This is a genomic window from Ammoniphilus soli (assembly GCF_040813775.1).
In genome coordinates this window covers 70,291-94,449 of record NZ_JBEGDL010000019.1, presented here as the reverse complement: position 1 = coordinate 94,449, position 24,159 = coordinate 70,291, and the positions used below count along the sequence as shown (strand labels likewise).

Annotated in this window: 27 protein-coding genes and 2 other annotated features; of the genes, 25 read left to right on the top strand and 2 right to left on the bottom strand. The window is 45.1% G+C overall.

The annotated features are described in order from the left end of the window. Nucleotides 1-222 precede the first annotated feature (222 nt). Both ABLT31_RS26540 and ABLT31_RS26535 read right to left on the bottom strand, forming a co-directional pair. Complete coding sequence (locus tag ABLT31_RS26540; RefSeq protein ID WP_367757495.1) at nucleotides 223-927, bottom strand: response regulator; 705 nt, start codon at nucleotides 925-927, stop codon at nucleotides 223-225. Nucleotides 928-931: 4 nt separating this feature from the next. After that, a complete protein-coding gene (locus tag ABLT31_RS26535; protein WP_367757493.1) occupies nucleotides 932-2,539 on the bottom strand; it encodes an ATP-binding protein in 1,608 nt (535 codons plus the stop codon). A 109-nt stretch (nucleotides 2,540-2,648) separates the two neighbouring features. Between ABLT31_RS26535 and ABLT31_RS26530 the strand changes: the two genes are divergently transcribed. The 25 genes from ABLT31_RS26530 (at nucleotide 2,649) to rplL (ending at nucleotide 24,147) form a co-directional block, all read left to right on the top strand. Next, complete coding sequence (locus ABLT31_RS26530) at nucleotides 2,649-3,335, top strand: HAD family hydrolase (RefSeq protein WP_367757491.1); 687 nt, start codon at nucleotides 2,649-2,651, stop codon at nucleotides 3,333-3,335. 102 nt (nucleotides 3,336-3,437) lie between these two features. Beyond that, complete coding sequence (locus ABLT31_RS26525) at nucleotides 3,438-3,917, top strand: CtsR family transcriptional regulator (RefSeq protein ID WP_367757489.1); 480 nt, start codon at nucleotides 3,438-3,440, stop codon at nucleotides 3,915-3,917. After that, nucleotides 3,914-4,432: a UvrB/UvrC motif-containing protein gene (locus tag ABLT31_RS26520; protein ID WP_367757487.1), complete on the top strand. Its 519-nt coding sequence runs from the start codon at nucleotides 3,914-3,916 to the stop codon at nucleotides 4,430-4,432. The genes ABLT31_RS26525 and ABLT31_RS26520 overlap by 4 nt, the downstream gene beginning before the upstream one ends. Nucleotides 4,433-4,450: 18 nt before the next feature. Beyond that, the gene (locus ABLT31_RS26515; RefSeq protein ID WP_367757485.1) at nucleotides 4,451-5,530 is read left to right on the top strand and encodes a protein arginine kinase; all 1,080 of its coding nucleotides are present in this window, start codon (nucleotides 4,451-4,453) and stop codon (nucleotides 5,528-5,530) included. A 31-nt stretch (nucleotides 5,531-5,561) separates the two neighbouring features. Beyond that, nucleotides 5,562-8,006, top strand: coding sequence for an ATP-dependent Clp protease ATP-binding subunit (locus ABLT31_RS26510; RefSeq protein WP_367757483.1), 2,445 nt, complete (start codon nucleotides 5,562-5,564; stop codon nucleotides 8,004-8,006). A 140-nt stretch (nucleotides 8,007-8,146) separates the two neighbouring features. Further along, the gene (gene radA / locus ABLT31_RS26505) at nucleotides 8,147-9,511 is read left to right on the top strand and encodes a DNA repair protein RadA (RefSeq protein WP_367757481.1); all 1,365 of its coding nucleotides are present in this window, start codon (nucleotides 8,147-8,149) and stop codon (nucleotides 9,509-9,511) included. 3 nt (nucleotides 9,512-9,514) lie between these two features. Beyond that, nucleotides 9,515-10,591 carry a DNA integrity scanning diadenylate cyclase DisA gene (gene disA / locus ABLT31_RS26500; RefSeq protein WP_367757479.1) on the top strand — a complete coding sequence of 359 codons (1,077 nt, stop codon included), beginning with the start codon at nucleotides 9,515-9,517 and terminating at the stop codon, nucleotides 10,589-10,591. A 92-nt stretch (nucleotides 10,592-10,683) separates the two neighbouring features. Next, complete coding sequence (pssA, locus tag ABLT31_RS26495) at nucleotides 10,684-11,424, top strand: CDP-diacylglycerol--serine O-phosphatidyltransferase (protein WP_367757477.1); 741 nt, start codon at nucleotides 10,684-10,686, stop codon at nucleotides 11,422-11,424. Nucleotides 11,425-11,597: 173 nt separating this feature from the next. Continuing rightward, nucleotides 11,598-12,686, top strand: a complete 1,089-nt coding sequence (locus tag ABLT31_RS26490) for a PIN/TRAM domain-containing protein (protein ID WP_367757475.1) — start codon at nucleotides 11,598-11,600, stop codon at nucleotides 12,684-12,686. A 27-nt stretch (nucleotides 12,687-12,713) separates the two neighbouring features. Next, nucleotides 12,714-13,394 carry a 2-C-methyl-D-erythritol 4-phosphate cytidylyltransferase gene (gene ispD, locus ABLT31_RS26485; protein ID WP_367757473.1) on the top strand — a complete coding sequence of 227 codons (681 nt, stop codon included), beginning with the start codon at nucleotides 12,714-12,716 and terminating at the stop codon, nucleotides 13,392-13,394. A 3-nt stretch (nucleotides 13,395-13,397) separates the two neighbouring features. Further along, on the top strand, nucleotides 13,398-13,871 hold the full coding sequence (gene ispF / locus ABLT31_RS26480) for a 2-C-methyl-D-erythritol 2,4-cyclodiphosphate synthase (RefSeq protein WP_367757501.1): 474 nt from the start codon (nucleotides 13,398-13,400) through the stop codon (nucleotides 13,869-13,871). Nucleotides 13,872-13,948: 77 nt separating this feature from the next. Beyond that, nucleotides 13,949-15,406, top strand: coding sequence for a glutamate--tRNA ligase (gltX, locus tag ABLT31_RS26475; RefSeq protein WP_367757471.1), 1,458 nt, complete (start codon nucleotides 13,949-13,951; stop codon nucleotides 15,404-15,406). Between the two features lie 5 nt (nucleotides 15,407-15,411). Continuing rightward, nucleotides 15,412-15,639, top strand: a binding site (T-box leader). Between the two features lie 54 nt (nucleotides 15,640-15,693). Then, nucleotides 15,694-16,359: a serine O-acetyltransferase gene (gene cysE / locus ABLT31_RS26470; RefSeq protein ID WP_367757469.1), complete on the top strand. Its 666-nt coding sequence runs from the start codon at nucleotides 15,694-15,696 to the stop codon at nucleotides 16,357-16,359. Beyond that, complete coding sequence (gene cysS, locus ABLT31_RS26465; RefSeq protein WP_367757467.1) at nucleotides 16,340-17,734, top strand: cysteine--tRNA ligase; 1,395 nt, start codon at nucleotides 16,340-16,342, stop codon at nucleotides 17,732-17,734. The genes cysE and cysS overlap by 20 nt, the downstream gene beginning before the upstream one ends. Continuing rightward, nucleotides 17,735-18,151 (top strand): Mini-ribonuclease 3, encoded by a 417-nt coding sequence (locus tag ABLT31_RS26460; protein WP_367757465.1) that lies wholly within the window; start codon nucleotides 17,735-17,737, stop codon nucleotides 18,149-18,151. Continuing rightward, nucleotides 18,148-18,900, top strand: coding sequence for a 23S rRNA (guanosine(2251)-2'-O)-methyltransferase RlmB (rlmB, locus tag ABLT31_RS26455; protein ID WP_367757463.1), 753 nt, complete (start codon nucleotides 18,148-18,150; stop codon nucleotides 18,898-18,900). Before ABLT31_RS26460 ends, rlmB begins: the two co-directional genes overlap by 4 nt. A gap of 14 nt (nucleotides 18,901-18,914) precedes the next feature. Continuing rightward, nucleotides 18,915-19,421: an NYN domain-containing protein gene (locus tag ABLT31_RS26450; RefSeq protein ID WP_367757461.1), complete on the top strand. Its 507-nt coding sequence runs from the start codon at nucleotides 18,915-18,917 to the stop codon at nucleotides 19,419-19,421. A gap of 144 nt (nucleotides 19,422-19,565) precedes the next feature. Next, nucleotides 19,566-20,231: an RNA polymerase sporulation sigma factor SigH gene (gene sigH / locus ABLT31_RS26445; RefSeq protein ID WP_462976537.1), complete on the top strand. Its 666-nt coding sequence runs from the start codon at nucleotides 19,566-19,568 to the stop codon at nucleotides 20,229-20,231. A gap of 324 nt (nucleotides 20,232-20,555) precedes the next feature. Beyond that, on the top strand, nucleotides 20,556-20,705 hold the full coding sequence (gene rpmG, locus ABLT31_RS26440) for a 50S ribosomal protein L33 (RefSeq protein ID WP_129199766.1): 150 nt from the start codon (nucleotides 20,556-20,558) through the stop codon (nucleotides 20,703-20,705). Between the two features lie 30 nt (nucleotides 20,706-20,735). Beyond that, on the top strand, nucleotides 20,736-20,951 hold the full coding sequence (gene secE / locus ABLT31_RS26435) for a preprotein translocase subunit SecE (RefSeq protein ID WP_367757456.1): 216 nt from the start codon (nucleotides 20,736-20,738) through the stop codon (nucleotides 20,949-20,951). Nucleotides 20,952-20,984: 33 nt separating this feature from the next. Next, nucleotides 20,985-21,518 (top strand): transcription termination/antitermination protein NusG, encoded by a 534-nt coding sequence (gene nusG / locus ABLT31_RS26430; RefSeq protein ID WP_367757454.1) that lies wholly within the window; start codon nucleotides 20,985-20,987, stop codon nucleotides 21,516-21,518. 153 nt (nucleotides 21,519-21,671) lie between these two features. Further along, nucleotides 21,672-22,097, top strand: coding sequence for a 50S ribosomal protein L11 (rplK, locus tag ABLT31_RS26425; protein ID WP_367757452.1), 426 nt, complete (start codon nucleotides 21,672-21,674; stop codon nucleotides 22,095-22,097). A gap of 140 nt (nucleotides 22,098-22,237) precedes the next feature. After that, entirely contained in the window at nucleotides 22,238-22,939 is a 702-nt protein-coding gene (gene rplA / locus ABLT31_RS26420) for a 50S ribosomal protein L1 (RefSeq protein ID WP_367757450.1), read from the top strand. 54 nt (nucleotides 22,940-22,993) lie between these two features. After that, nucleotides 22,994-23,124, top strand: a sequence feature (ribosomal protein L10 leader region). 30 nt (nucleotides 23,125-23,154) lie between these two features. After that, nucleotides 23,155-23,649 carry a 50S ribosomal protein L10 gene (gene rplJ, locus ABLT31_RS26415; RefSeq protein ID WP_367757448.1) on the top strand — a complete coding sequence of 165 codons (495 nt, stop codon included), beginning with the start codon at nucleotides 23,155-23,157 and terminating at the stop codon, nucleotides 23,647-23,649. A gap of 135 nt (nucleotides 23,650-23,784) precedes the next feature. After that, nucleotides 23,785-24,147: a 50S ribosomal protein L7/L12 gene (gene rplL, locus ABLT31_RS26410; protein ID WP_367757446.1), complete on the top strand. Its 363-nt coding sequence runs from the start codon at nucleotides 23,785-23,787 to the stop codon at nucleotides 24,145-24,147. The last annotated feature ends 12 nt before the right edge of the window (nucleotides 24,148-24,159 follow it).

Here is a 24,159-nt window from a genome sequence, read left to right as displayed (position 1 = left end):
CTCCTGTTCGCTATGAACAACATTTCAAAAAGGCATCATAAAATGCCTTATTTAACTGTCCACTTTCTTGACGGAGGTCCATTTTTTCCCTTATAATCAAGTTTATTTTACTCCAAGAATAAATAGAGGAAGAAAATTCTCTTAAGGTCATTCCAATTATAAAAAACTCCCGTTCATCACCCAGGAGCACGTCTATGCGCTCGGAGTGAGAACGGGAGTTTTTTACATCGCATGATACCGATTAATCGGCCGGCCTACCGAACCATACTGGATCTCTAGCTTAACTTTTCCGGCTTTCTCTAAAAAATCAAGATACCTTCTGGCGGTAACACGGGCTAACCCGACCCCTTCGGCGACTTCTTCGGCAGATAAAGCTTGGGATTGCTTAAGCAAAAAGAGCAAAACCTGCTTTAAGGTAATTTCATTTAAACCCTTTGGCAAAGGTTCGTCTTGTCCATTCAGTTCCGGTCCTCTATTCTCTGTAATAAGCCTTTTAGCGGAAAGGTGACGGTCAATTGCCTCTTGGTCCAATAAGTCTTTGGTTAAGGCTTTTCGCAGGGTACGATAGGATTCCAGAGCACTCTTGAATCTATCAAACTTAAAAGGCTTCATAATATAGTCAATAGCGCCATAGCGAAACACCTTTTGTACCGTCTCCGAGTCGCGTGCAGCGGTGACAAGGATGACATCAATGGGATCATTTCGTTTGCGAATTTCGGCTAGAGTCTGCAGCCCGTCCATATCCGGAAGAAAAATATCCAGAATGACCAGCTGCGGTTGTACCGTTGCCATTAGTTCTAATGCTTCGGTTCCTGATCGGGCAAGTCCAACAATATCAAATCCGCCTGTTGCTTCGACAAACCCCTTGTTTACTTCCATCACCATTGGATCATCTTCTACGATTAAAGTTCGAATGCTTTCTTCCATGAACTTAAACCTCCTCTCGATCGGGGTACATAGGCACCGATATTTCAAACCGTGTGCCATAGGAAGGATCGGTTTTTAACTCGATGGTTCCTTTGGCATTCATCACGTATTGATAGATCAGAGCTAGTCCGATTCCCCGATTCTTATCTTTATTCGCTTTGGTGGAGAAGCCTTGAATATAAATAAGCTCGCGAATGTCTTCTGGAATGCCGGGACCATTATCCTCCGCAATAATGCTCAAACGTTCATCATCATTCCGGATTGAGATATAAATTTTTCGCTGATCGAGGGCTTGCCCCTGAAGCGCTTCCATTGCATTGTCTAATAAATTTCCAATAACCGCGATCATGACGCCGGCATCCCATTGCTTGGGGATCTCAGACAGCCGGCTATTTCGGTCAATATGGAGATCAATCCCTAATTCCTTGGCCCTGCTTACCTTTCCTAACAATAATCCTGAGAGGCTATAGTCAACAATTTGATTGGTCAGGAATGCAGCTAGCTCCTCCTGCTGCTCGGTTGTGTCAAAGATATAGGTCAAAGCTTTATCGGTTTTTCCAAGCTGGATTAATCCAGCGATCGTATGCAGCTTGTTCATATATTCATGATTCTGTACTCGAAGCGCTTCGATGAATTGCTTTACTCCCGTTAATTCTTCCGCTAGGTTAAACATAGTTGTCTTGTCCCGGAAGTTGGCCACGGCCCCTGCAATCTTTCCCTTAATCTTAATGGGGAGAACGCTTGCAAGAATTCGGGTTTGGCCGATCATCCGGTCTTGATTATATTGAGGCACACCGGAAATCATGACTTCGGTAAGCTGCGTTTCGGGAATGACGTTATCGACTTTCTGGCCGATAACAGGGGGCTCGAGCTGCAAAATTTCACAGGCCTTCGGATTTGCGATTGTAATCCGATGGTCGGTATCGATTGCAATAAGCCCTTCCCCCATCGATTGAAAAACAGCAACCCGTTCCTCTAGTAATCTAGCAATCTCGTTGGGTTCCATGTTGAACATTTGCTTCTTGATATTGTAAGCTAAGGCAAAAGCGCCTAACAAACCGATAAAAAGAGCGATAAGGAGGGAAAAATAAAGGTCGTTACGGTATTCCTCCAGAAGTTTAAGATAAGTAGGAGTTACCATCCCTACTACGACAACACCAACCTGTTTGGATTCGTTCATCAAAGGGACAAAGGCCCTTATAGAAGGTCCATTTACACCGAATGCCCGAGAAATATAGGCATGCTCAGCAAATGCCGGGCCTTCGTCGCCGCCCTCAAATACTGTACCAATCATTTCAGGTATGGGGTGGGAATAACGAATCTTGTCCATGTCCATGACAACAATATACTCGACATTGGTTGCCAGACGAATCTTGTCAGCGATGGGCTGGATGATTTGGGCGCCTTCAGGGGTCCCGATATAGGCCGTGACTTCATTAACCTGGGAAACGGTACGGGCAATGGCTAGGGCTTGCTGTCCTAATTCCTTCTCAATGGCTGTATACACTTTCTCAATTAACATGACTCCGCTGATGCCGGTTGACAAAAGGACCAAGCAAAAGACAAGAATGCCGATTTTGAAACGAAGACTAAAGGCTGTATGGGATCTCATCTTTTCTCCTGTGATTTGAGTTATGCTAATCACTTGAAGTATAACATATTCTCGTGGTTTTTAGGTAAGCCAAACAGGAAAAGCTAATGGTTAAAGGAGGTAGAGGATAATGGGTAACATCCCTTTTGCTGCTATATTTGACATGGACGGCACGTTGCTCAAAACAGAAGAAGTGGCAGTTCCGGCTTTTAAGAAAACTTTTGAGAAGTTAAAGGAAGACGGCTCCTTCCAAGACCGCATGCCTACAGATAAGGAAATAACCGATGTATTCGGTATGACCCTTGAGGAAATATGGAATAAGCTTCTTCCGGGAAAGTCTGAAGAAATCAAGAAAAAAGCAGACCGCATGATGTTGAAATATGAATTGGAAATATTAAAGGAAGGAAAGACACACCTATATCCGGGAGTCAAAGAAAACCTGCAAAAGCTAAAAGAACAAAACATCCCATTATTTATCGCCAGCAATGGCTTAGATGAATATATAAAAGGGGTTTGCGACTGTTTTCATATCACAGACTGGTTTGAAGATTTATACAGTGCGGGGAGATTTCAGACAGAAAGCAAGGATGATCTTGTGGCCAAGCTATTGAATGATTATGGCATTTCCCAAGCCGTAATGGTTGGAGATCGAAAATCAGATATTCAAGCTGGTAAGGCGAATGGTCTTTATACTATAGGGTGTGCTTTTGGTTTTTCCAATCAAGGGGAGCTCGCCGAGGCGGACGTAATTATTAAGGATTTTTCTGAGATAGTCGAAATCATTGAAAAAAGATTAACAAGTGTCAAGATGGGCTAAAATAGGTATGGAAGATAGTTGCGAAAATGGCGAATTGATACTATAATTAAAGTCAAAGAAAGTCAAAGTCAAAGGAAGCGATGAGTGTGAGGAGGTGGATCCGTGCGAAATATCTCTGACATCATTGAACAACACCTCAAATCCATCTTGCAAGAAAGTCGGAGCGGAATTATTGAAATCCAACGCGGTGAATTAGCGGATCAATTCCAGTGCGTCCCCTCACAGATCAACTATGTGATCAGTACTCGTTTTTCTGTAGAGAAAGGGTATATGGTTGAAAGCAAACGGGGAGGCGGTGGATATATTCGCATCCGCAAGGTGGAGATCTCCGGAAGCAAGAACTTTTATGAGCTTCTAATGGAGATGGTCGGCAGCTCGATTAACCAGTCCACTGCGGAAAATATCTTGATTCGGTTAGAAGAAGACGGGTTCATTTCAGCGAGGGAAGCCCAAATCATGAAAGCTGCCATATCCCGGGAAGTCTTGTCTTTTGAGCTCGGCATTCGGGATCACCTTCGGGCGGCGATTATGCGGGCGATGATTACTCAGATCTTTATGCACAATGGAGGGGAGTCATCATGATTTGTCAGGAATGCGGAGAACGTCCAGCAACACTGCATTTTACTAAAATACTAAACGGAGAAAAAACCGAATCCCATCTCTGCGAAGTTTGCGCCTCGGAAAAAGGAGAGATGTTCGGAGGGCCATCGGGTAATTTCTCGATCCATCACCTGCTTTCTGGTTTAATCAATTTTGAACATGGAAGCTCCATTGGCGGGGTCAGCGCGGAGAAGCCCTTGCGTTGCGAGACATGCGGATTAACTTACTCGCAATTCAGCAAGAGCGGCCGATTCGGTTGCGTTGATTGCTATTCCAGTTTTGCAGGAAGGCTTGATCCTCTTTTTCGGCGAATCCACGGCAGTATGGAGCATAGCGGAAAAGTTCCTCAAAGATCAGGAGGAAAAATCAGGATCAATAAGGAAATTAATCAGTTAAAGACCATGCTTCAAGAAAAAGTGGCAGCAGAAGAATTTGAACAAGCAGCAGCCATTCGGGATCAAATCAAAAAGCTTGAAAAGCAGCTTGCTAATTCTTAAGGTAAAGGAGGAGCATCGATGTCGTTGCAGCGATTCCTTGAAAAAGCGGTAAGCGAATGGATGAGTGGAGAAGGTCCCGACTCCGATATCGTCATAAGCAGTCGGGTTCGCTTAGCAAGAAATTTGCGTGAACATCCCTTTCCCATGCTAGCTACGGAAAGTCAAGCGAGAGAAGTGATCCGTAAGGTGTCAGAAGTCATTAATACGGATGATTTTCAAGCGCTTGACCGTTTCGAAAAGCTGAGTTTGAATGATGTATCAAGGCTGGAAAAAAGGGTCTTAGTTGAAAAACATTTAATTAGCCCCCATCTAGCTGATGAGTCTCGCCATGGTGCGGTGATCTTGAGTGAAAACGAAGCGGTCAGCATTATGGTGAATGAAGAAGATCATCTCCGTATCCAATGCTTATTCCCAGGATTTCAACTTAAGGAAGCTTGGGACATGTCAAACCAGATCGACGACGTATTCGAAAAGTATTTAGATTATGCGTTCGATGAGAGAAGAGGTTATTTAACAAGTTGTCCTACCAACGTAGGTACAGGGATTCGGGCGTCGGTGATGATGCACCTGCCGGCCCTTGTGATGACCCAACAGATTAACCGAATTCTCAATGCCATTGGGCAAATTGGATTAGTCGTTCGAGGGATCTATGGGGAAGGAAGTGAAGCAGCAGGCAATCTGTTTCAAATTTCCAATCAAATTACATTAGGTCATTCCGAGGATGAGATCATTGACAATTTGTACAATGTAGCAAGACAAATTATGGAGCATGAGCGAGTGGCCCGGAAGACGCTGATTGAGCATAACAAGATCCAAATGGAAGATAAGCTCTGCCGCTCCTATGGCATCCTGTCCAATGCCAGGGTCATTGAATCCAAGGAAGCTGCCACCCGTCTTTCTGATCTTCGTTTGGCCATTGACACCGGCTTAATCAAGGGGATCTCCGCCAAGGTTATTAATGAACTAATGGTATTAATCCAACCCGGATTTTTGCAGATGTACTCTGGAAAAGACCTATCGCCTGAGCAAAGAGATGTCAGGAGAGCGAAGCTGATCCGGGAGAGATTGTCTGCCGCCGTGGAACAGGAAGGAAACTAGTACACTTAGAGGAGAATGGAGGGTATATACTATGATGTTTGGTCGATTTACGGAAAGGGCACAAAAGGTCCTGGCTTTAGCCCAGGAGGAAGCTGTACGGTTAGGGCATAAGAACATTGGCACAGAACACATTCTGCTTGGCTTGATTCGTGAAGGAGAAGGCATTGCCGCAAAGGCCCTGCAGGCTTTAGGGTTAGGCTTGGATAAGATTCAAGGGGAAGTCGAAACCCTCATCGGCCGCGGCGGTGAACATCCGAGCAACATCAACTATACCCCTAGGGCTAAGAAGGTGATTGAGCTTTCCATGGATGAAGCGCGAAAGCTAGGCCATACCTATGTGGGAACGGAACACATCCTGCTCGGTTTGATCCGTGAAGGAGAGGGCGTAGCCGCTCGCGTCCTGAACAACCTTGGCGTGAGTTTAAACAAGGCTAGACAACAAGTACTTCAGCTGTTAGGCAGTAATGAAGCGTTGTCTTCGAGCAATCAAGGCTCAGGCAATGCGGCTGTCAACACGCCTACCTTGGATAGTTTGGCCCGTGACTTAACGGCGCAAGCCCGAGATGGCGGGTTAGATCCAGTCATCGGAAGAGAAAAGGAAATCGAGCGGGTAATCCAGGTGCTAAGCCGACGCACGAAGAACAATCCGGTTCTGATTGGGGAACCAGGAGTAGGGAAGACGGCTATAGCGGAAGGATTGGCTCAGAAGATTGTTCATAACGAAATTCCAGAAACGCTTCGAAATAAGCGAGTCATGACTCTTGATATGGGTACTGTGGTAGCAGGGACGAAATACCGTGGGGAGTTCGAAGATCGTCTAAAGAAAATCATGGATGAGATTCGTCAGGCGGGGAACATTATCCTGTTTATTGATGAGCTCCATACTTTAATCGGCGCCGGAGGGGCCGAAGGAGCAATTGATGCTTCCAACATCCTCAAGCCATCTTTGGCTCGCGGCGAGCTTCAATGCATTGGGGCCACCACGTTAGATGAATATCGCAAGTATATTGAGAAAGATGCAGCTCTGGAACGTCGCTTCCAGCCGATTCAGGTCAATGAGCCAAGTGCGGATGAAGCAGTACAAATCCTGAAAGGGCTGCGTGATCGATATGAAGCGCATCACCGAGTTAAGATTACGGATGAATCGATTGAAGCAGCTGTAAAGCTGTCTGATCGCTATATTTCCGACCGATTCCTTCCTGATAAGGCAATCGACTTGATTGATGAGGCTGCTTCGAAGGTTCGACTTCAGTCCTTTACTGTTCCGCCAAACTTAAAGGAGCTGGAGCAGCGATTAGAAGAAGTGCGGAAAGAAAAAGATTCGGCTGTTCAAAGCCAAGAGTTTGAAAAGGCGGCTTCTCTTCGCGATAAGGAACAGAAGATCCGTGAGGAGCTGGATCTGACGAAATCCCAATGGCAGGAAAAACAGGGGCAATCCGATTACGAGGTATCGCCGGAGGATATTGCTCAGGTTGTTGCAGGCTGGACGGGAATCCCGGTCATCAAGTTAAAAGAAGAAGAGACCGAGAGATTGCTTAATATGGAGCAAATTCTGCACAAGCGCGTGATTGGCCAGGATGATGCGGTCAAATCCATTTCCCGAGCGATCCGCCGAGCGCGTGCAGGGTTGAAAGATCCTAAGCGTCCGATTGGTTCCTTTATCTTCCTTGGCCCTACAGGGGTAGGTAAGACCGAATTGGCTCGCGCCCTTGCCGAAGTGATGTTTGGAGACGAAGATGCCATCATTCGGATTGACATGTCCGAATATATGGAGAAGCATTCTACTTCCCGCTTGGTAGGGGCCCCTCCGGGATATGTGGGTTACGAAGAGGGAGGACAGCTCACGGAGAAGGTTAGACGCAAGCCATATTCCGTCGTCCTGCTTGATGAGATTGAGAAAGCTCACCCTGATGTATTTAACATCCTTTTACAGGTGCTAGAGGATGGAAGATTAACTGATTCAAAGGGTAGAACAGTTGACTTCCGCAATACAGTCATTATCATGACGTCGAATGTAGGGGCCGAAACAATTAAGAAAGGAAAGAGCCTAGGCTTTACTCCTGCTAATAATGACCGCGAGTATACGGATATGAAGGACCGCGTAATGGATGAGTTAAAGCGTACCTTCCGTCCGGAGTTCTTAAACCGAATTGATGAACTTATCGTCTTCCACTCCCTTGAGCAGGTGCATATCTCTGAGATTGCGACACTTATGGCAGGGCAGCTTCGCAAGAGGCTTCTAGAGCAACAAATTGATTTTGTCTTGACAGATGATGCTAAGGGCTATTTGGCGAAGGAAGGCTTTGATCCGGTATTCGGAGCAAGACCTTTGCGCCGAGCGATCCAGCGGCACATTGAGGACCGCCTTTCTGAAGAACTGCTTCTTGGCAATATCCAAAAAGGCGATACGGTTATTATCGACTTTAAGGACGGCAAATTAACTGTAGAGCGAGACGAGAAAACAGTAGTTAGCTAATAAATGACAGAAGGGGCTTGCAAAAGCCCCTTATTTTTGTTTTTATTGCAAAATGTGTTCATTGGGAGGATTTTGTACACGAAATATCGAAAAATAATAGGTTATACTGTGTATAATTAAACGTGGCGGGGAGTAAACGAATGGCAAAATTTAGAACCAAGTTTGTTTGCCAGCAATGTGGATACGAAACCCCCAAGTGGATGGGAAAGTGTCCGGGCTGTGAGAGCTGGAACACCTTAGTAGAAGAAATAGAAGAACAGAAAAAACAGGCTGGACACCGTTCAGGATCCTCTAAAAATAATGTGGCCTTGTCCATTAAGGAGATTCAAAGTGAGCAGGAGCCAAGGCTAGATGCAGGCATGGCGGAATTGAATCGGGTATTGGGCGGGGGCATTGTCCCAGGATCGCTGATCTTGGTTGGAGGGGATCCCGGGATCGGGAAATCCACAATTCTTTTACAAATGTCTCATTTTCTTGCTCAGAATAAGCATAAGGTACTATATATATCTGGTGAAGAATCGACCAAGCAGACTAAGCTGCGTGCGGAGCGGCTAGGGGCGGACAGTGATGAACTGTTTGTCCTTTCGGAAACCGATCTAGAGCGCATTGAACAGCAAGTATCCGAGTTGCAGCCGAGAGTCGTGGTCATTGATTCAATCCAAACGGTGTACCACCCCGCCGTCACATCGGCACCAGGGAGTGTTTCGCAAGTCAGGGAATGTACTTCACATTTGATGCGTCTAGGGAAGTCGAAAGAGATTGCTATCATTATCGTAGGGCATGTTACAAAGCAAGGGGATCTGGCTGGTCCGAGACTATTGGAGCATATGGTGGACTCTGTCCTTTATTTTGAAGGAGAGCGTCACAATACCTATCGCATTCTGCGTTCGGTCAAAAATCGTTTTGGATCTACCCACGAGATTGGCATTTTTGAAATGCTGGAAAAAGGGCTGCAGGAGGTTACTAATCCTTCAGAGCTATTTTTATCCGAGCGCAGCAAAGCGGCTGGCTCTGCGGTAGTGGCAAGCATGGAAGGTACGCGCCCGGTCTTGGTTGAGCTTCAAGCCTTAGTCACTCCCACAAGCTTTCCTTCACCTCGAAGGATGGCCACAGGGGTGGATTATAACCGTGTAGCTTTAATTATGGCTGTACTAGAGAAAAGAGTAGGTATGCTGCTGCAAAATCAGGATGCGTATGTCAATGTAGCCGGAGGCATTCGGCTGGATGAACCTGCCATCGATTTGGCCATCGCAGTCAGTTTGGCTTCTTCATTCCGTGATTTACCTACTCAGACGGACGACGTGATTATAGGAGAAATTGGCCTGACTGGAGAAGTGCGGGGGGTTTCGCGGATGGAGCAACGAGTCAAGGAAGCGGCGAAGCTAGGATTTAGAAGGGTCATAATGCCGGAAAAGAATGTTGCCGGTTGGCAGCCTCCGCAGGGGATTGAACTGGTCCCTGTACGCACGGTAGAAGAAGCCCTTAGGGAAGCGATAGGGAGGTAGAGCATGGGAGAGATAAAAAATGAGCAGCTCATGAGCCAGATCCTGCGCTTTGTCGCTCCGGGCACAAAGTTTCGGGAAGGTTTGGAGAACGTTCTGCGAGCAAAGACAGGGGCCCTCATCGTGGTAGGTTATAGTCAAACCATCACGAATCTCGTAGACGGTGGCTTCTCTATCAATTGTGAATTAACCCCTGCCCATCTGTATGAACTAGCGAAAATGGATGGCGCCATTATTGTTAGTGAAGATGGCAAGAGGATTCTTTACGCCAATACACAGCTTATCCCCGACTCTTCCATTTCCTCCAGTGAAACGGGGATCCGCCATCGTACAGCCGAACGCGTAGCAAAGCAGACAGGACATTTAGTCATATCTATTTCACAGCGGAGAAATGTTATTACGCTTTATCAAGGCAACTTCCGCTATGCCCTTAAGGATATTGGCGTTATTTTGACCAAGGCCAACCAAGCGATGCAGACATTGGAAAAGTATAAGTCAGTATTGGATCAGTCTATGACCAACTTAGGGGCTTTGGAGTTTGAGGAGCTCGTTACCTTACAGGAAGTTGTCATGGTGATTCAACGAATTGAGATGGTATTACGCATTAAATCGGAAATCCTGAAATATATTAATGAGTTAGGGACTGAAGGACGCCTTATTTCGATGCAGCTGGAGGAGTTGGTTGGCAATATTGAGGAGGAAGCGAGGCGGCTGATAAAGGATTATATCAAGCATCCTGAAAAAACAACGCCAGACCATATCTTAGGAGAACTCAAGAAGCTTTCCTCGGATGAGTTATTGGACTCCCAGCATATTGTGCGTCTGCTTGGCTTTACGGCAAATGTTAATATTCAAGAAGAGCCGGTCTCTCCCCGAGGCTATCGGATATTAAGCAAGATTCCTCGACTGCCTGCTGTTATCGTGCAAAATCTCATTGAAAAGTTTACCAACTTGCCAGAAGTCATGATGGCGACCATCGAGGAGCTAGATGAGGTTGATGGCATAGGTGAAGTGAGGGCTAGAGCCATTCGAGAGGGCCTCAAACGAATTCAGGAGCAGGTTTTCATTGATCGACATATTTAGAAAACTTGGCTGACGCCAAGCTTTAAAAAGATGAAACCCTTTGACCGTGGATTTCGTATTACAATAGTACGGGAAAGACTGGAGGGATAACAATGATAAAAGCCATACCCAATATGCTTACAGTAGGGAACTTATTCCTTGGTATCGTAGCCATTATGCTGGCATTTCAGCCAGACTCTATATACGTTGATTATGCAGCTATTATGGTTATTATTGGTATGTTATTAGATGGGTTAGATGGGCGAATGGCTCGTCTGCTTAATGCCCAAAGCGAATTTGGGAAAGAGTTAGATTCATTATCCGATGTCATTACTTTTGGAGTGGCACCTGCGTTCATTATGTACGTTGCAGCCTTCCAGGAGATGGGCATGATGGCCATGTTCATCGTAGCTATATTTCCGATTTGCGGGGCTCTCCGTTTAGCGCGGTTTAACGTTCAGACCGGCGGTAATACGGGTTATTTTGTAGGATTGCCCATTACGGCAGCAGGGGGAGTGCTAGCAACTCTTGCCCTCTATCACAATTTATTTTCTTCCGTATATTTATCGCTCTTTATGCTGCTTTTGTCCTACTTGATGATAAGTAAGATTAAATACCCGAACTTTAAAAAGGTAGGCATTCCGAAGTCCACCTATTGGGTTGCCCCTATATTGGTGCTAGTCGTAGCTGTTTTGGGGTTCATGTACCCTACCCAATTTCCCAAGATCGTTTCGATTCCCCTATTTTTATATGCTCTCTATGGCATGAAAAAGGGCTTGGATCATCTGCGAAAAAAATGGAAAAAGTCCAAAGTGGAAGAGGACGACAAAGCCTTTCATGATTCGTCCCTATAGGCTGATTGACAGTATTATCCAGATCGTAGTATTCTGGTAAGACAATTAGAGGGCTAATAACGCGGTCTGAATCGCTGGGCCGAATGATTGTTTATAGAAAAATAGATTATTTCCTGAGAAACTTTGATTTTTATTTGCAAAATTGGTCAATAATGTAGAAAGGAGGTGAAGGTATGGTTAGAAGGTTTGTTCAATTGTTTCTTACGCTAATGGGAGGTGGCCTTGGCTTTCGCTTTGGCTCTGACATTTTTGAGCTACTCGATCCGTTCCTGAATGTGGGCGGAGTAGCCGGACCTTATATTGGTGCGGTTGTAGGGACGCTATTGTTCTTTCTTCTGTCAACATGGTTGGCCGATTACATCGTGCAATCGATCCGTTGGGGAGAAGAAGCCTTGCTGAAGCTGCCAATTACCGATGTGTTATTCGGGGCAATGGGTCTTATTATTGGTCTTATTGTAGCATTCTTATTTTTTATTCCCTTAAGTTATATCCCTCTTCCGATTATTGGAGATTTTCTTCCGTTGATCATATCCTGTCTGCTCGGGTATATGGGGTTTCAGGTTGGTTTTCGGAAGAGAGATGAACTTATGAATGTCTTCTCTATCGGGAGATTTTCACGCAACAAGAAAGAGGAACCGCCTAAACCCAAGAGCGATGACCTTAAAATTTTGGATACAAGTGTTATTATAGATGGAAGAATTGCTGATATATGCAAAACGGGCTTTATTGAAGGGACACTAGTTATTCCTCAATTTGTTTTAGAAGAGCTTCAGCATATCGCAGATTCCTCTGATGTTTTGAAAAGGAATCGTGGAAGAAGAGGTCTCGACATCCTCAATCGCATTCAGAAGGAATTGAAAGTGAAAGTGATGATTGATGAGCGAGACTTTGACGATATCCATGAGGTCGACAGCAAACTGGTCAGACTAGCGAAAATTACTCAAGGAAAAGTCGTGACCAATGATTTTAATTTAAACAAGGTTTGTGAATTGCAGGGTGTAATGGTACTAAATATTAATGATCTGGCTAACGCGGTCAAGCCTGTTGTTCTCCCGGGCGAAGAAATGAATGTCCAGTTAATCAAGGATGGGAAGGAACATGGTCAAGGCGTCGCTTATCTTGATGATGGAACGATGATCGTTGTAGAAGGCGGTCGTGACTATATCGGTATGCATATTGATGTTTTAGTGACAAGTGTGCTCCAAACTTCCGCTGGACGAATGATCTTTGCGAAGCCTAAAATGTTAGAGAAGGCATTATAATTCAATTGAGGAATTGGAGAGAAAAGAATGGGCAATTTCGGGGTCGTGATTGCGGCAGCTGGCCAAGGGAAGCGAATGGGTGCAGCAGATAAAAAGCAATTTATCGAACTGGATGGAAAACCGGTCTTATATCATACAGTCCATTTATTCACCCGAATTCCTGAGGTAAAAGAGATCGTTGTTGTAACCAATGCCGACGATATTCCTCGGACCCAAGCTCTCCTTCCGGATTTCCCTGGTATACGGGTCGTGGCTGGTGGAGCGGAAAGACAGCATAGTGTCTACTTAGGACTCCAAGCCCTGAATCTTGCAGAATACGCTTTGATTCACGATGCAGCTCGACCTTTTGCTACTATCGATATGATTCGAAGAGTTATGGAAAAGACAGTGGAGATGGGGGCGGCTATCCCGGCTGTTCCTGTCAAAGATACAATAAAGATGGTGGACGAAAAGAGGGACGTGATCCAAACTCCCTCTCGCCAAAGCTTGTGGGCTGTGCAAACCCCACAAGCTTTTCGTCTTTTCGATATTCTCGAGGCACACCGGAAAGCGGAGGAAAAAGAGTTTTTAGGGACCGATGATGCGATGCTAATGGAATGGTTAGGATATAGGGTTTCTGTGGTGGAGGGTGAGTATACCAACATCAAATTGACGACACCAGAGGATCTAAGACTGGCTGAAACGATAATAGAAAAGAGAAGGCGGTAAATGATGTTTCGTATTGGACAAGGGTTTGATGTACATCAATTTGCAGAGAATCGGGAACTGATTATTGGGGGCGTCAACATCCCTTATGAAAAAGGATTGCTGGGACATTCCGATGCTGATGTCCTTTTGCATGCGATTAGTGATGCTGTGCTAGGAGCCTTAGGGGAAGGAGATATTGGGAAGCATTTTCCCGATACGGACCAAGCCTATAAGGATGCCGACAGCAAAGTTCTCCTTCAGCAGGTCGTGAGGATTATGAAGCAAAAAGGCTATCAAGTAGTCAATATCGATTGCACGATTATTGCTCAAAAGCCTAAAATGGCACCTTACATTGGAGAGATGAATCAGGTCATTGCGCATTTGCTTGAGACGGAAACAAACCAAGTAAACGTAAAGGCCACCACGACGGAAAAGCTAGGGTTTACGGGACGTGGGGAAGGAATTGCTGCGCAGGCCGTTGTCCTATTGAGCAAGTGAAAATAAGAGGCAGAAGAAGCAACGTATGCTATAATGTCTTTCAAAAGCAGAGCAGGTAATAGGAGGGTTCCAAAAACATGAGCAGGGAAATACGCGTTCGTTTTGCACCAAGTCCTACTGGACATTTACATATTGGAGGAGCGAGATCCGCTCTATTTAACTACCTTTTTGCCCGTAATCAAGGCGGTAAGTTTATCATCCGAATTGAGGATACGGACCAGCAACGGAATGTGGAGACGGCAGAAGCAAAGCTGATGGCCAGCATGCGTTGGCTTGGAGTGGAGTGGGATGAAAGCGTGGATGTAGGCGGCCCGCATGCTCCTTATCGCTCCATGGACCGTTTGGATATCTATACTAAGTACCTCGACCAGCTACAGGCTGAAGGAAAAGCGTACAAATGTTACTGTACTCCAGAGGAATTGGAGCAGGCTCGTGAAGAAATGAAAGCCCAGGGTCTAACGCCAATGTACTCAGGCAAGTGCCGCCATCTTACGAACGAACAAAAGGAACAGTATGAGCAAGAAGGACGCAAGCCATCTCTTCGTTTCCGTGTAATAGAAGATCGGGAATATGTGGTGAAAGATCATGTTCGCGGTGATGTAACATTTGAATCCAATGGGATTGGGGATTTTGTTATTGCCCGTCCTGACGGCATTCCTACGTATAACTTTGCGGTAACCGTGGATGATTACTTGATGGAGATCTCCCATGTCATTCGTGGGGAGGAGCACTTATCCAATACACCAAGGCAGCTTATGATCTATGAGGCCTTAGGTGTAGAGCCTCCTGAATTTGCCCACGTAGCTTTGATTTTAAATCAAGACCGTCAAAAAATGAGCAAAAGGGATGAGTCGGTTGTCCAGTTTGTGGAACAATATCTGGAATTAGGCTATCTTCCTGAAGCGCTCATGAATTTTCTCGTGCTATTAGGCTGGTCTCCTGAAGGGGAAGAAGAAATCTTTACCAAGGAAGAGCTTATCGAGAAGTTTACGCTTGCTCGCGTGTCGAAGTCTCCGTCTGTCTTTGATCCCGAGAAGCTGAAATGGATGAACAACCATTACATTAAGCAGCAGCCGGTGGAGAGAATCTTAGAGATCTGTCTTCCCCATTTACAGGCAGCCGGTTTGATCGCAGAACAACCTACTGCAGAACAGCTGGAGTGGACGAGACAGTTAGTAGCTCTTTATCAAGAGCAGTTGTCCTACGGAGCTGAAATTGTGGAACTGACTTCTCAATTCTTTAAAAATGAGATAGAATACGGAGAAGAAGCGCTGGCCGTTTTAGCTGAGGAGCAAGTTCCTCAGGTTATGCAAGCCTTTAATGAAGAGCTGCAGAAGCTTACTACTTTTACAGCAGAAGATATTAAGCAGTCGCTGAAGGCCGTACAGAAGTCCACCGGACAAAAGGGCAAATCCTTATTCATGCCGGTTCGCGTGGCGGCAACAGGAGAATTGCATGGCAGGGACTTGAATCATACCCTAGCGCTGCTTGGAAAAGAAAAGGTAACCCAAAGGATATTGCCTTTCGTTAAGTAATAAATCAAAAGACGCAGAACAGGAAGAGTACAGAGATTCCCGCATGCTCCAGAGAGAGCTGCCTTGGCTGTAAGCAGCTTGCATGGGATCTCTGGAAGTGCCCCTGGGAGTCGTTCGCTGAAACCTCTTATAGGGAGTAGGCTGAACCGGTAAGCCCGCCGTTAACAAGGGTAATGAGCGAGACTTCATGGAGTCTAAGCAGAGTGGAACCGCGGGATTAAACCGTCTCTGAAGCATTCGTTTGCTTTGGGGGCGGTTTTTAGTATTTTTGAAGGGAGTGTTATCTCATGTTTGAAAGGTTGAAGGAGGATATAGATACCGTCTTCCAGCAGGATCCGGCAGCAAGAAGCGCTTTGGAGGTTGTGTTAACCTATTCCGGTCTTCATGCGATTTGGTTTCATCGCTTAAGTCATTTTTTATGGAAGAGAAAGTGGTTTACATTGGCGCGCGCAATCAGCCAATTGGCCCGTTTTTTCACAGGGATTGAAATCCATCCTGGTGCGGTGATTGGCAAAAGGCTCTTTATAGACCATGGTATGGGTGTGGTGATTGGAGAAACGTGTGAAATTGGCGATAATGTTACCATCTATCAAGGAGTAACATTAGGAGGAACCGGAAAAGAAAAAGGGAAACGTCATCCGACTATTGGGAATAACGTAATTATAGCTTCGGGAGCGAAAGTCCTAGGTTCGATGAGAATTGGCGATTACTCGAAGATTGGGGCAGGGTCCGTTGTGTTGCAGGAAGTTCCTCCTCAATCGACGGTTGTAGGGATTCCCGGGAGAATTGTCGTCCAGAATGGGGTTCGAGTCACTGAAGACCTAGACCAAGTGAATTTGCCGGATCCTGTAGCGGATATGCTAAAATCCATGCAGCGAGAAATCGATGAATTGAAGAAGGAATTGGAAGAAGTGAAAGGAGGCCTGAAATCAGGTGAGCATTCAGCTATATAATTCTTTAACGAAGAAAAAAGAGGCTTTTCAACCGCATGAAGCAGGAAAGGTGAAAATGTATGTTTGCGGCCCGACCGTTTATAACTTCATTCATATCGGAAACGCTAGACCCCCTATTGTCTTTGATGTAGTTAGAAGATATTTGACTTATCGGGGCTTTGAGGTCACCTATATTCAGAATTTCACCGATGTAGATGATAAGTTGATCCGCAAGGCAGAGGAAACGAATCAAACGGTATTAGAGGTGGCTGAACAATTTATTGCGGCCTACAATGAGGATGTTCAGGCATTAGGGGTGAAGGAAGCTAAGGTTCATCCGCGTGTTTCGGATCACATCGAAGAAATTGTAGATTTCGTCCAGCGTCTAATTGACAAGGGATATGCTTATGAGTCAGGAGGAGATGTTTACTTCCGGACAGAGAAGTTCGATGAATATGGAAAGCTTTCTCATCAAAATATTGAAGAGCTGCGCTCGGGAGCAAGAATTGCCATTAATGAGCAGAAGGATAACCCGCTAGATTTTGCTCTATGGAAAAACGCAAAGCCAGGTGAGATCTCCTGGCCGAGTCCGTGGGGAGAGGGCAGGCCTGGCTGGCATATCGAGTGTTCTGCCATGTCCATGAAGTATTTAGGAGAAAGCTTTGATATACACGGTGGAGGGCATGATTTGATTTTCCCGCATCATGAAAATGAAATTGCTCAAACGGAAGCTTTGACAGGGAAGTCCATGGCGAAATATTGGATGCATAACGGGTATATTAATATTGATAATGAAAAGATGTCTAAGTCCTTGGGGAATTTTATTCTCGTTAAGGATTTGCGGCAGCAGGTTCCTCCTCATGTCCTTCGTTTCTTTATGCTAAGCGCGCATTATCGGAATCCGATTAATTTCAGCAAGGAGCTGCTGGAGCAAGCTCAAAATGCATGGGATCGGATTGTTAATGCAGTCAGCAACCTGGAGCATCGCAAGCAAGCGGCGACAGCCGAAACGCATCAGGAAACCGAGAAGCAGCAACAATATCGCTTGAAATTCCAGGAAGCGATGGATAATGATTTTAATACAGCGGATGCCTTAGCCATTGTATTTGAGTGGGTGCGCGAATCCAATCAGTATCTGCGGAATGACAAGGTTTCCCCGGAAGGTATCCAAGTGTATCTTGATTTGCTTAAGGAGTTTGGAGAGGTCCTGGGTCTTCCTTTTGTGGGCGATGATAAAGAGCTGCTGGACGAAGAGGTGGACGCTTTGATTCAGGAAAGAGTAGAAGCAAGAAAAAGCCGGAATTTCAAACGAGCGGATGAAATTAGAGATCTGCTACAGGAGCAAGGGATAATATTGGAAGACACGCCACAAGGTGTAAGGTGGAGAAGGAAGTAAATGATTTTTTTGCAAGAACCGTTAAGTACCGATCCCAAATTGCTCAATCCTTTAACGTTGGCTTATATGGGAGATGCGGTATTGGAAGTTTATGTCCGTCATCATTTAATTGCGAAGAAGGGGGCGAAGCCCCACCTTCTTCATCGGATGGCCACCCATTACGTATCCGCTAAAGCGCAATCCAAGGTTTTATTGATATTGCAAGAGGAATTGACAGAAGACGAGCGATGGATGGTCAAGCGCGGGCGAAATACAAAGTCCGGCACAGTCCCTAAAAATGCCGACATCATGGAGTATCGGAACAGTTCAGGTTTAGAGTGTTTACTGGGCTACTTGTATTTGACTGGAAATCAAGAAAGATTAAACCGCCTTATTCAAACGATGTTTACTATCATTGAAACGGAGGAAAAGGCATGAGTGAGGAATATATTGTCGGCAGAAATCCCGTTCTTGAAGTTTTGCGTTCGGGTCGTTCAGTGAACAAAATCTGGATTGCTGAAGGTTCCATGAAGGGGCCGATGAGCCAAGTTGTGGGAATGGCAAAAGAGGCCAAGATTCAGGTTCAGATCGTTCCTAAGAAAAAGATTGACCAAGTGGCTGAGGGTGAAGCCCATCAAGGTGTAGTGGCCCTTGTAGCTGCTTATGACTATGCGGAAGTAGAAGATATCCTGCGGAAGGCAGAGGAAAAAGGAGAGCCTCCTCTTATCCTCATCTTGGATGAAATTGAAGATCCGCACAATTTGGGCTCAATCATGAGGACGGCCGATGCGATTGGCGCACATGGGATCATCATTCCGAAGCGCAGAGCGGTGGGTTTAACTTCTACCGTAGCCAAATCAGCAGCAGGAGCGATGGAATATGTTCCAGTGGCTCGGGTAACGAATATTGTTCGGGCGATGGAGGACCTCAAGGAAAAAGGGGTTTGGATGGTAGGGACGGATGCAAGCGGTGAGCAGGATTTTAGACAAGGCCGGTACGATATGCCTATCGGATTAGTCATTGGAAGCGAAGGGAAAGGCATGAGCCGTCTTGTAAAGGAAACATGTGATTTCACTGTTCGGCTGCCCATGGTTGGGCATGTTACTTCCTTGAATGCTTCCGTTGCTGCAGCTTTGCTTATGTTTGAAGTACATAGACAGCGACATCCAATTGGCAAGTCGTCTTGATGGGACAGTGAGGAATGGAAGAGCTACTTGTTGTTGATGGTTACAATATGATCGGGGCCTGGCCAAAGCTTGCAGCGATGAAAAAGAAAGATCTTGGCAGAGCGAGGGATGAGCTGTTGACTGTCCTTTCAGAGTTCCAAGCGTATTCAGGCTATACTATCATTGTGGTCTTTGATGCACACCAGGTACCCGGCGTGGGGAAAAAAATAAATGAATACAAGGTAGAGATCTATTACACCAAAGAGAATGAAACGGCAGATGAATTGATTGAACGGCTAGTGAAAAAAGAATCCTCGAGGAAAAGGCGGATCACCGTAGCTACCTCGGATTATACGGAGCAAAGAATGTCCTTTGGGTATGGTGCCTTGCGGAAATCGGCAAGGGAATTGCTGGATGACATTGAGAAATCGAAAAAATCCATAAGAAAAAAGGTAGAGCAAATAAAGTATGAACCCTTGCGTTCCGGCATTCCGTTAAAGGGAGACATTGCCGAAAAGTTTGAAAAGTGGAGAAGACAATAGCCTATTCCCGGATAGTGGATTGTTGACGTTCCAAGGTTACATAATGTATAATGATTTCATCTATTTCTCTCCCTTTTGACATGCTTGATAACATTTGCTTATCATGCACCTCAAGCGGGAGGAACATGTCGGAAGCCCGGAGGGATGCTGGTGAATGTTGAGCTTAAAGACGTGGATATACCGGCTGAGTACGATTACATATCAGACGAAGATCTTGTCGATATGGTTAGAGAGGGTAACTCGGACGCGTTAGAATACCTCATTCATAAATATAGGAATTTTGTCCGGGCGAAGGCAAGATCATACTTTCTAATCGGAGCCGATCGAGAGGACATTGTCCAAGAAGGAATGATTGGACTGTTTAAAGCCATACGTGATTACCGCGGGGACAAGCTGACGTCATTCAAGGCCTTTGCTGAACTCTGCATTACTAGACAGATCATTACGGCTATCAAGACGGCGACAAGACAAAAGCACATACCGCTAAACTCTTACGTTTCTTTAGATAAGCCGATATACGACGAAGATTCAGACCGGACTCTTTTAGATGTAATATGTGGAACTCGGGTAACGGACCCGGAAGAGCTTATTATTAATCAAGAGAAGTTTGATGATATTGAAGACAAGATGGCACAGATCTTAAGCGATTTAGAGAGACAAGTGCTAGCGCTTTATCTGGATGGTCGTTCATACCAAGAGATAGCAGTTGATCTGGACCGTCATGTCAAATCGATTGATAATGCTTTGCAACGAGTAAAGCGAAAATTAGAAAAATATCTAGAAATCAGGGAAATATCCATTCTAAAATAAAAGCCTCACTGAACCTGAGCTGCACTAGCTTTTGTTTGGTAGAGGTTTTTTGTCTTTTATATACATAAAAGATTGATTATTGAACCAAAAACGGTTAATAATGTATGTTAATGATCTGAATTTCCTAAATCGAAATGGAAAACGTTGTGTCAAGAAAGGATCGTGCATTTTTCTTGACATCGATATTCCGAGTGTGCTAAAGTTTTTAGGGTAGCTGTGCAAGTAGCTGGTTTTACCTGTTAGGATATAGTGGTTTAAGTGGTTTTATCAAGAACGTCTAACACCCTTAACGGGTAAGATTTAAAATGTGGGAGGTGTAACAACATGCGAGTTATCGTAACTTTAGCGTGCACCGAGTGTAAGCAACGTAACTACACCACAGGCAAAAATAAGCGTAAGCACCCTGACCGCATTGAGATGAAGAAGTTCTGCAAATTTTGCAATGGGCATACTGCTCATCGTGAAACGCGCTAACTATAGGCTCGATGTACTGGGGGTGTAGCCGTGGGGTTCTTAGCGAGACTAGGTGCTGGATTTAAGAGTGTGCCTACTTTTTTTCGTGATGTGATAGCAGAGCTGAAAAAAGTTAGGTGGCCCAATCGTAAAGAATTGACGAGTTATACGCTCGTGGTTCTTGTGACAGTCACACTAATTGCCGTTTTCTTTGCGGTTATCGATTTAGGGATTTCACAGATCATTGAATTGATTTTAGGTCAATAAATCGATAGGGGGGAAGGACACCAGTCCTACTGAATGGAAAAGTCGTGGTATGTTGTTCATACCTATTCCGGGTATGAAAACAAGGTAAAAACCAATCTAGAAAAACGTGTCGAATCTATGGATATGAAGGATAAGATCTTCCGCGTGATGATTCCGACTGAAGATGAAGTCGAGATGAAGGACGGTAAGAAAAAGACCGTAACGAAGAAGGTGTTTCCTGGATATGTCATCGTCGAGATGATTATGACGGATGACTCTTGGTACGTTGTGCGTAATACGCCTGGCGTAACAGGATTCGTAGGATCGGCAGGATCTGGATCTAAGCCCACTCCCCTTAAGCCGGGTGAGGTCGATGCGATATTAAAGCAAATGGGCGTTGAAGAAGTTAAGCCTAAGATCGACTTCACAGTAAAAGAAACGGTAAAAGTGAAAGAAGGGCCTTTCACCGACTTTGTCGGCACCATAGAGGAGATTCAATCGGACAAGCGTAAGATCAAGGTTCATGTGAACATGTTCGGACGCGAAACACCGGTTGAGCTGGATTACACTCAAGTGGAAAAAATATAAAGTCCGTAAAGACTTGAAATATACTGCTCGATGTGGTATTTTCAATTTTGTTTTATCTTTTCGTTATGATACAATACATCATGACGAAGTGTGCTTTAAGTGGGAGGGTCCTCTGACCCGTTCACCACATTTCGGATTAAGGAGGTGTGTCACATGGCTAAAAAGGTTATTAAAATGGTTAAATTGCAAATTCCTGCAGGTAAAGCGAATCCAGCTCCTCCAGTAGGACCTGCGCTTGGTCAAGCAGGGGTTAACATCATGGGATTCTGTAAGGAATTCAATGCTCGTACCCAAGAACAAGCAGGTTTGATCATTCCTGTTGAAATAACTGTATTTGAAGACCGTTCTTTTACCTTCATCACTAAGACCCCTCCAGCTGCTGTTCTATTGAAGAAAGCTGCTGGTATCGAGTCTGGTTCTGGTGTTCCTAACCGTACTAAAGTTGCTACGGTTAAGCGCGACAAGGTTCGCGAGATCGCTGAACAGAAGATGCCTGACCTTAACGCTGCTAGCGTAGAAGCTGCAATGCGTATGGTTGAAGGTACTGCTCGTAGCATGGGAATCGTGATCGAAGACTAGTTTCTAGTTGTGAAAGGACGTCGGCTAGGGTTACGGACAAGTTCTGTTTCTGCCGGCGTTTTCTTTAGGCTGCGAATGCAGCCTGTGGGAGGTAAGACCGCAAAACCGCTACTACCACATAATCTAAGGAGGATACAAAAGTGGCTAAACAAGGAAAGAAATTCCAAGAAGCTGCAAAGCTTATTGATCGTACAAAGCAATACGATGTTGCTGAAGCAATCGAATTAGTGAAGAAGGCAGCACCAGCGAAGTTTGATGAAACTGTTGAAGTGGCTGTTAAGCTTGGTGTTGACGTAAGAAAGGCTGACCAACAGCTTCGTGGGGCAGTTGTATTGCCACACGGTACAGGTAAGACTCAACGTGTTCTTGTATTTGCTAAAGGTGAAAAGGCGAAAGAAGCAGAAGCAGCAGGTGCTGATTATGTAGGAGATGAGGACTTTATCAACAAGATCCAACAAGGTTGGTTTGAGTTTGATGTAGTTGTTGCTACTCCTGACATGATGGGTCAAGTGGGTAAGCTTGGACGTGTTCTTGGTCCTAAAGGTTTAATGCCAAACCCTAAAACAGGTACTGTTACTTTCGATCTAGAAAGAGCTGTTAAGGAAATCAAAGCTGGTAAAATCGAGTATCGTACAGATAAAGCGGGTAACATCCATGCTCCTATCGGTAAGGTATCTTTCGATAATGAAAAGTTAGCTGACAACTTAGCTACTGTTATCGATACCCTTCAAAAGGCGAAGCCAGCTGCAGCGAAAGGAACTTACATGAAAAACATCACTGTAAGCTCCACTATGGGACCAGGAGTAAAAGTTAACTTGGGAACAATTGGTGCTGCGAAGTAAGTTGACTTCCTGACGCACTGTTGATATTATATATCTTGTGCTTACGGCACATCAAAATGAATAAAAACAAGACCGTAGACAGAAGGTGCTCAGCTGAGCTTAATTTCCTTCCGAGGTGCATGTAAGATAGATGTAGATTATCTGTGCCCTCCGTTTGTTGGCGGAGGGTACTTCTATTTCTGTGCACCAGAATTGAATCTAATAGGAGGTGTACCATGGCAGTAGTACGTGAAGAGAAAGTGCAATCCGTACAAGAGATCGCGGGTAAATTGCGCGAAGCGAAAAGTGCGGTTTTAACTGACTATCGTGGCTTGACTGTTAAGCAAGTAACTGAACTTCGTAAGCTTTGTCGTGAGGCTGGCGTTGACTTCAAAGTTTACAAGAACAAATTGGCTCAACGTGCAACAGCTGAAGTAGGAGTTTCTGGTTTGGACGAGTACCTAACTGGACCGACTGCTTTCGCGTTTGCTCAAGATGAAGTTACTGCAGCGAAGGTTCTTGCAGATTTTGCAAAGAAAAACGAACAGCTAGAAATTAAAGGTGGAGTCGTTGATGGAGCGATCATGAATGACGCTCAAATCAAGGCTTTGGCAGCTCTTCCATCTCGCGAAGGCTTGCTTTCCATGTTGCTTAGCGTTCTTCAAGCTCCAATGCGTAACTTTGCTCTTGCTGTTAAAGCAGTGGGAGAAAAGAAAGAACAAGAAGCTTAATCGATTGGTATTCGACCAGAAAACTTGGCGAGCGCCAAGCTACAAGTTTTCCTCGTGCTGTCCAAATGATGTAACGGAGTTATCAATTCTGACAGTGCTAAAAATAAATTACTAAATTACTAGGAGGATTTACACATGTCTAAAGAGCAAATCTTAGAAGCAATTAAAGGTATGTCTGTTCTTGAACTTAACGATCTTGTAAAAGCAATCGAAGAAGAATTCGGAGTAACTGCTGCTGCACCTGTAGCTGTAGTTGGTGGCGGAGCTGCTGCAGAAGTAGCTGAGCAAACTGAGTTCACTGTAGTACTTGCTAACCCAGGTGCTGGTAAGATCAACGTAATCAAGGTTGTTCGTGAGTTGACTGGACTTGGCTTGAAAGAAGCTAAGGCTATGGTTGACGGAGCTCCTGCAACTGTTAAAGAAGGCGTTTCTAAGGACGAAGCAGAAGCTATCAAAGCTAAGCTTGAAGAAGCTGGCGCTACTGTAGAAGTTAAGTAATAGCATTTAAAC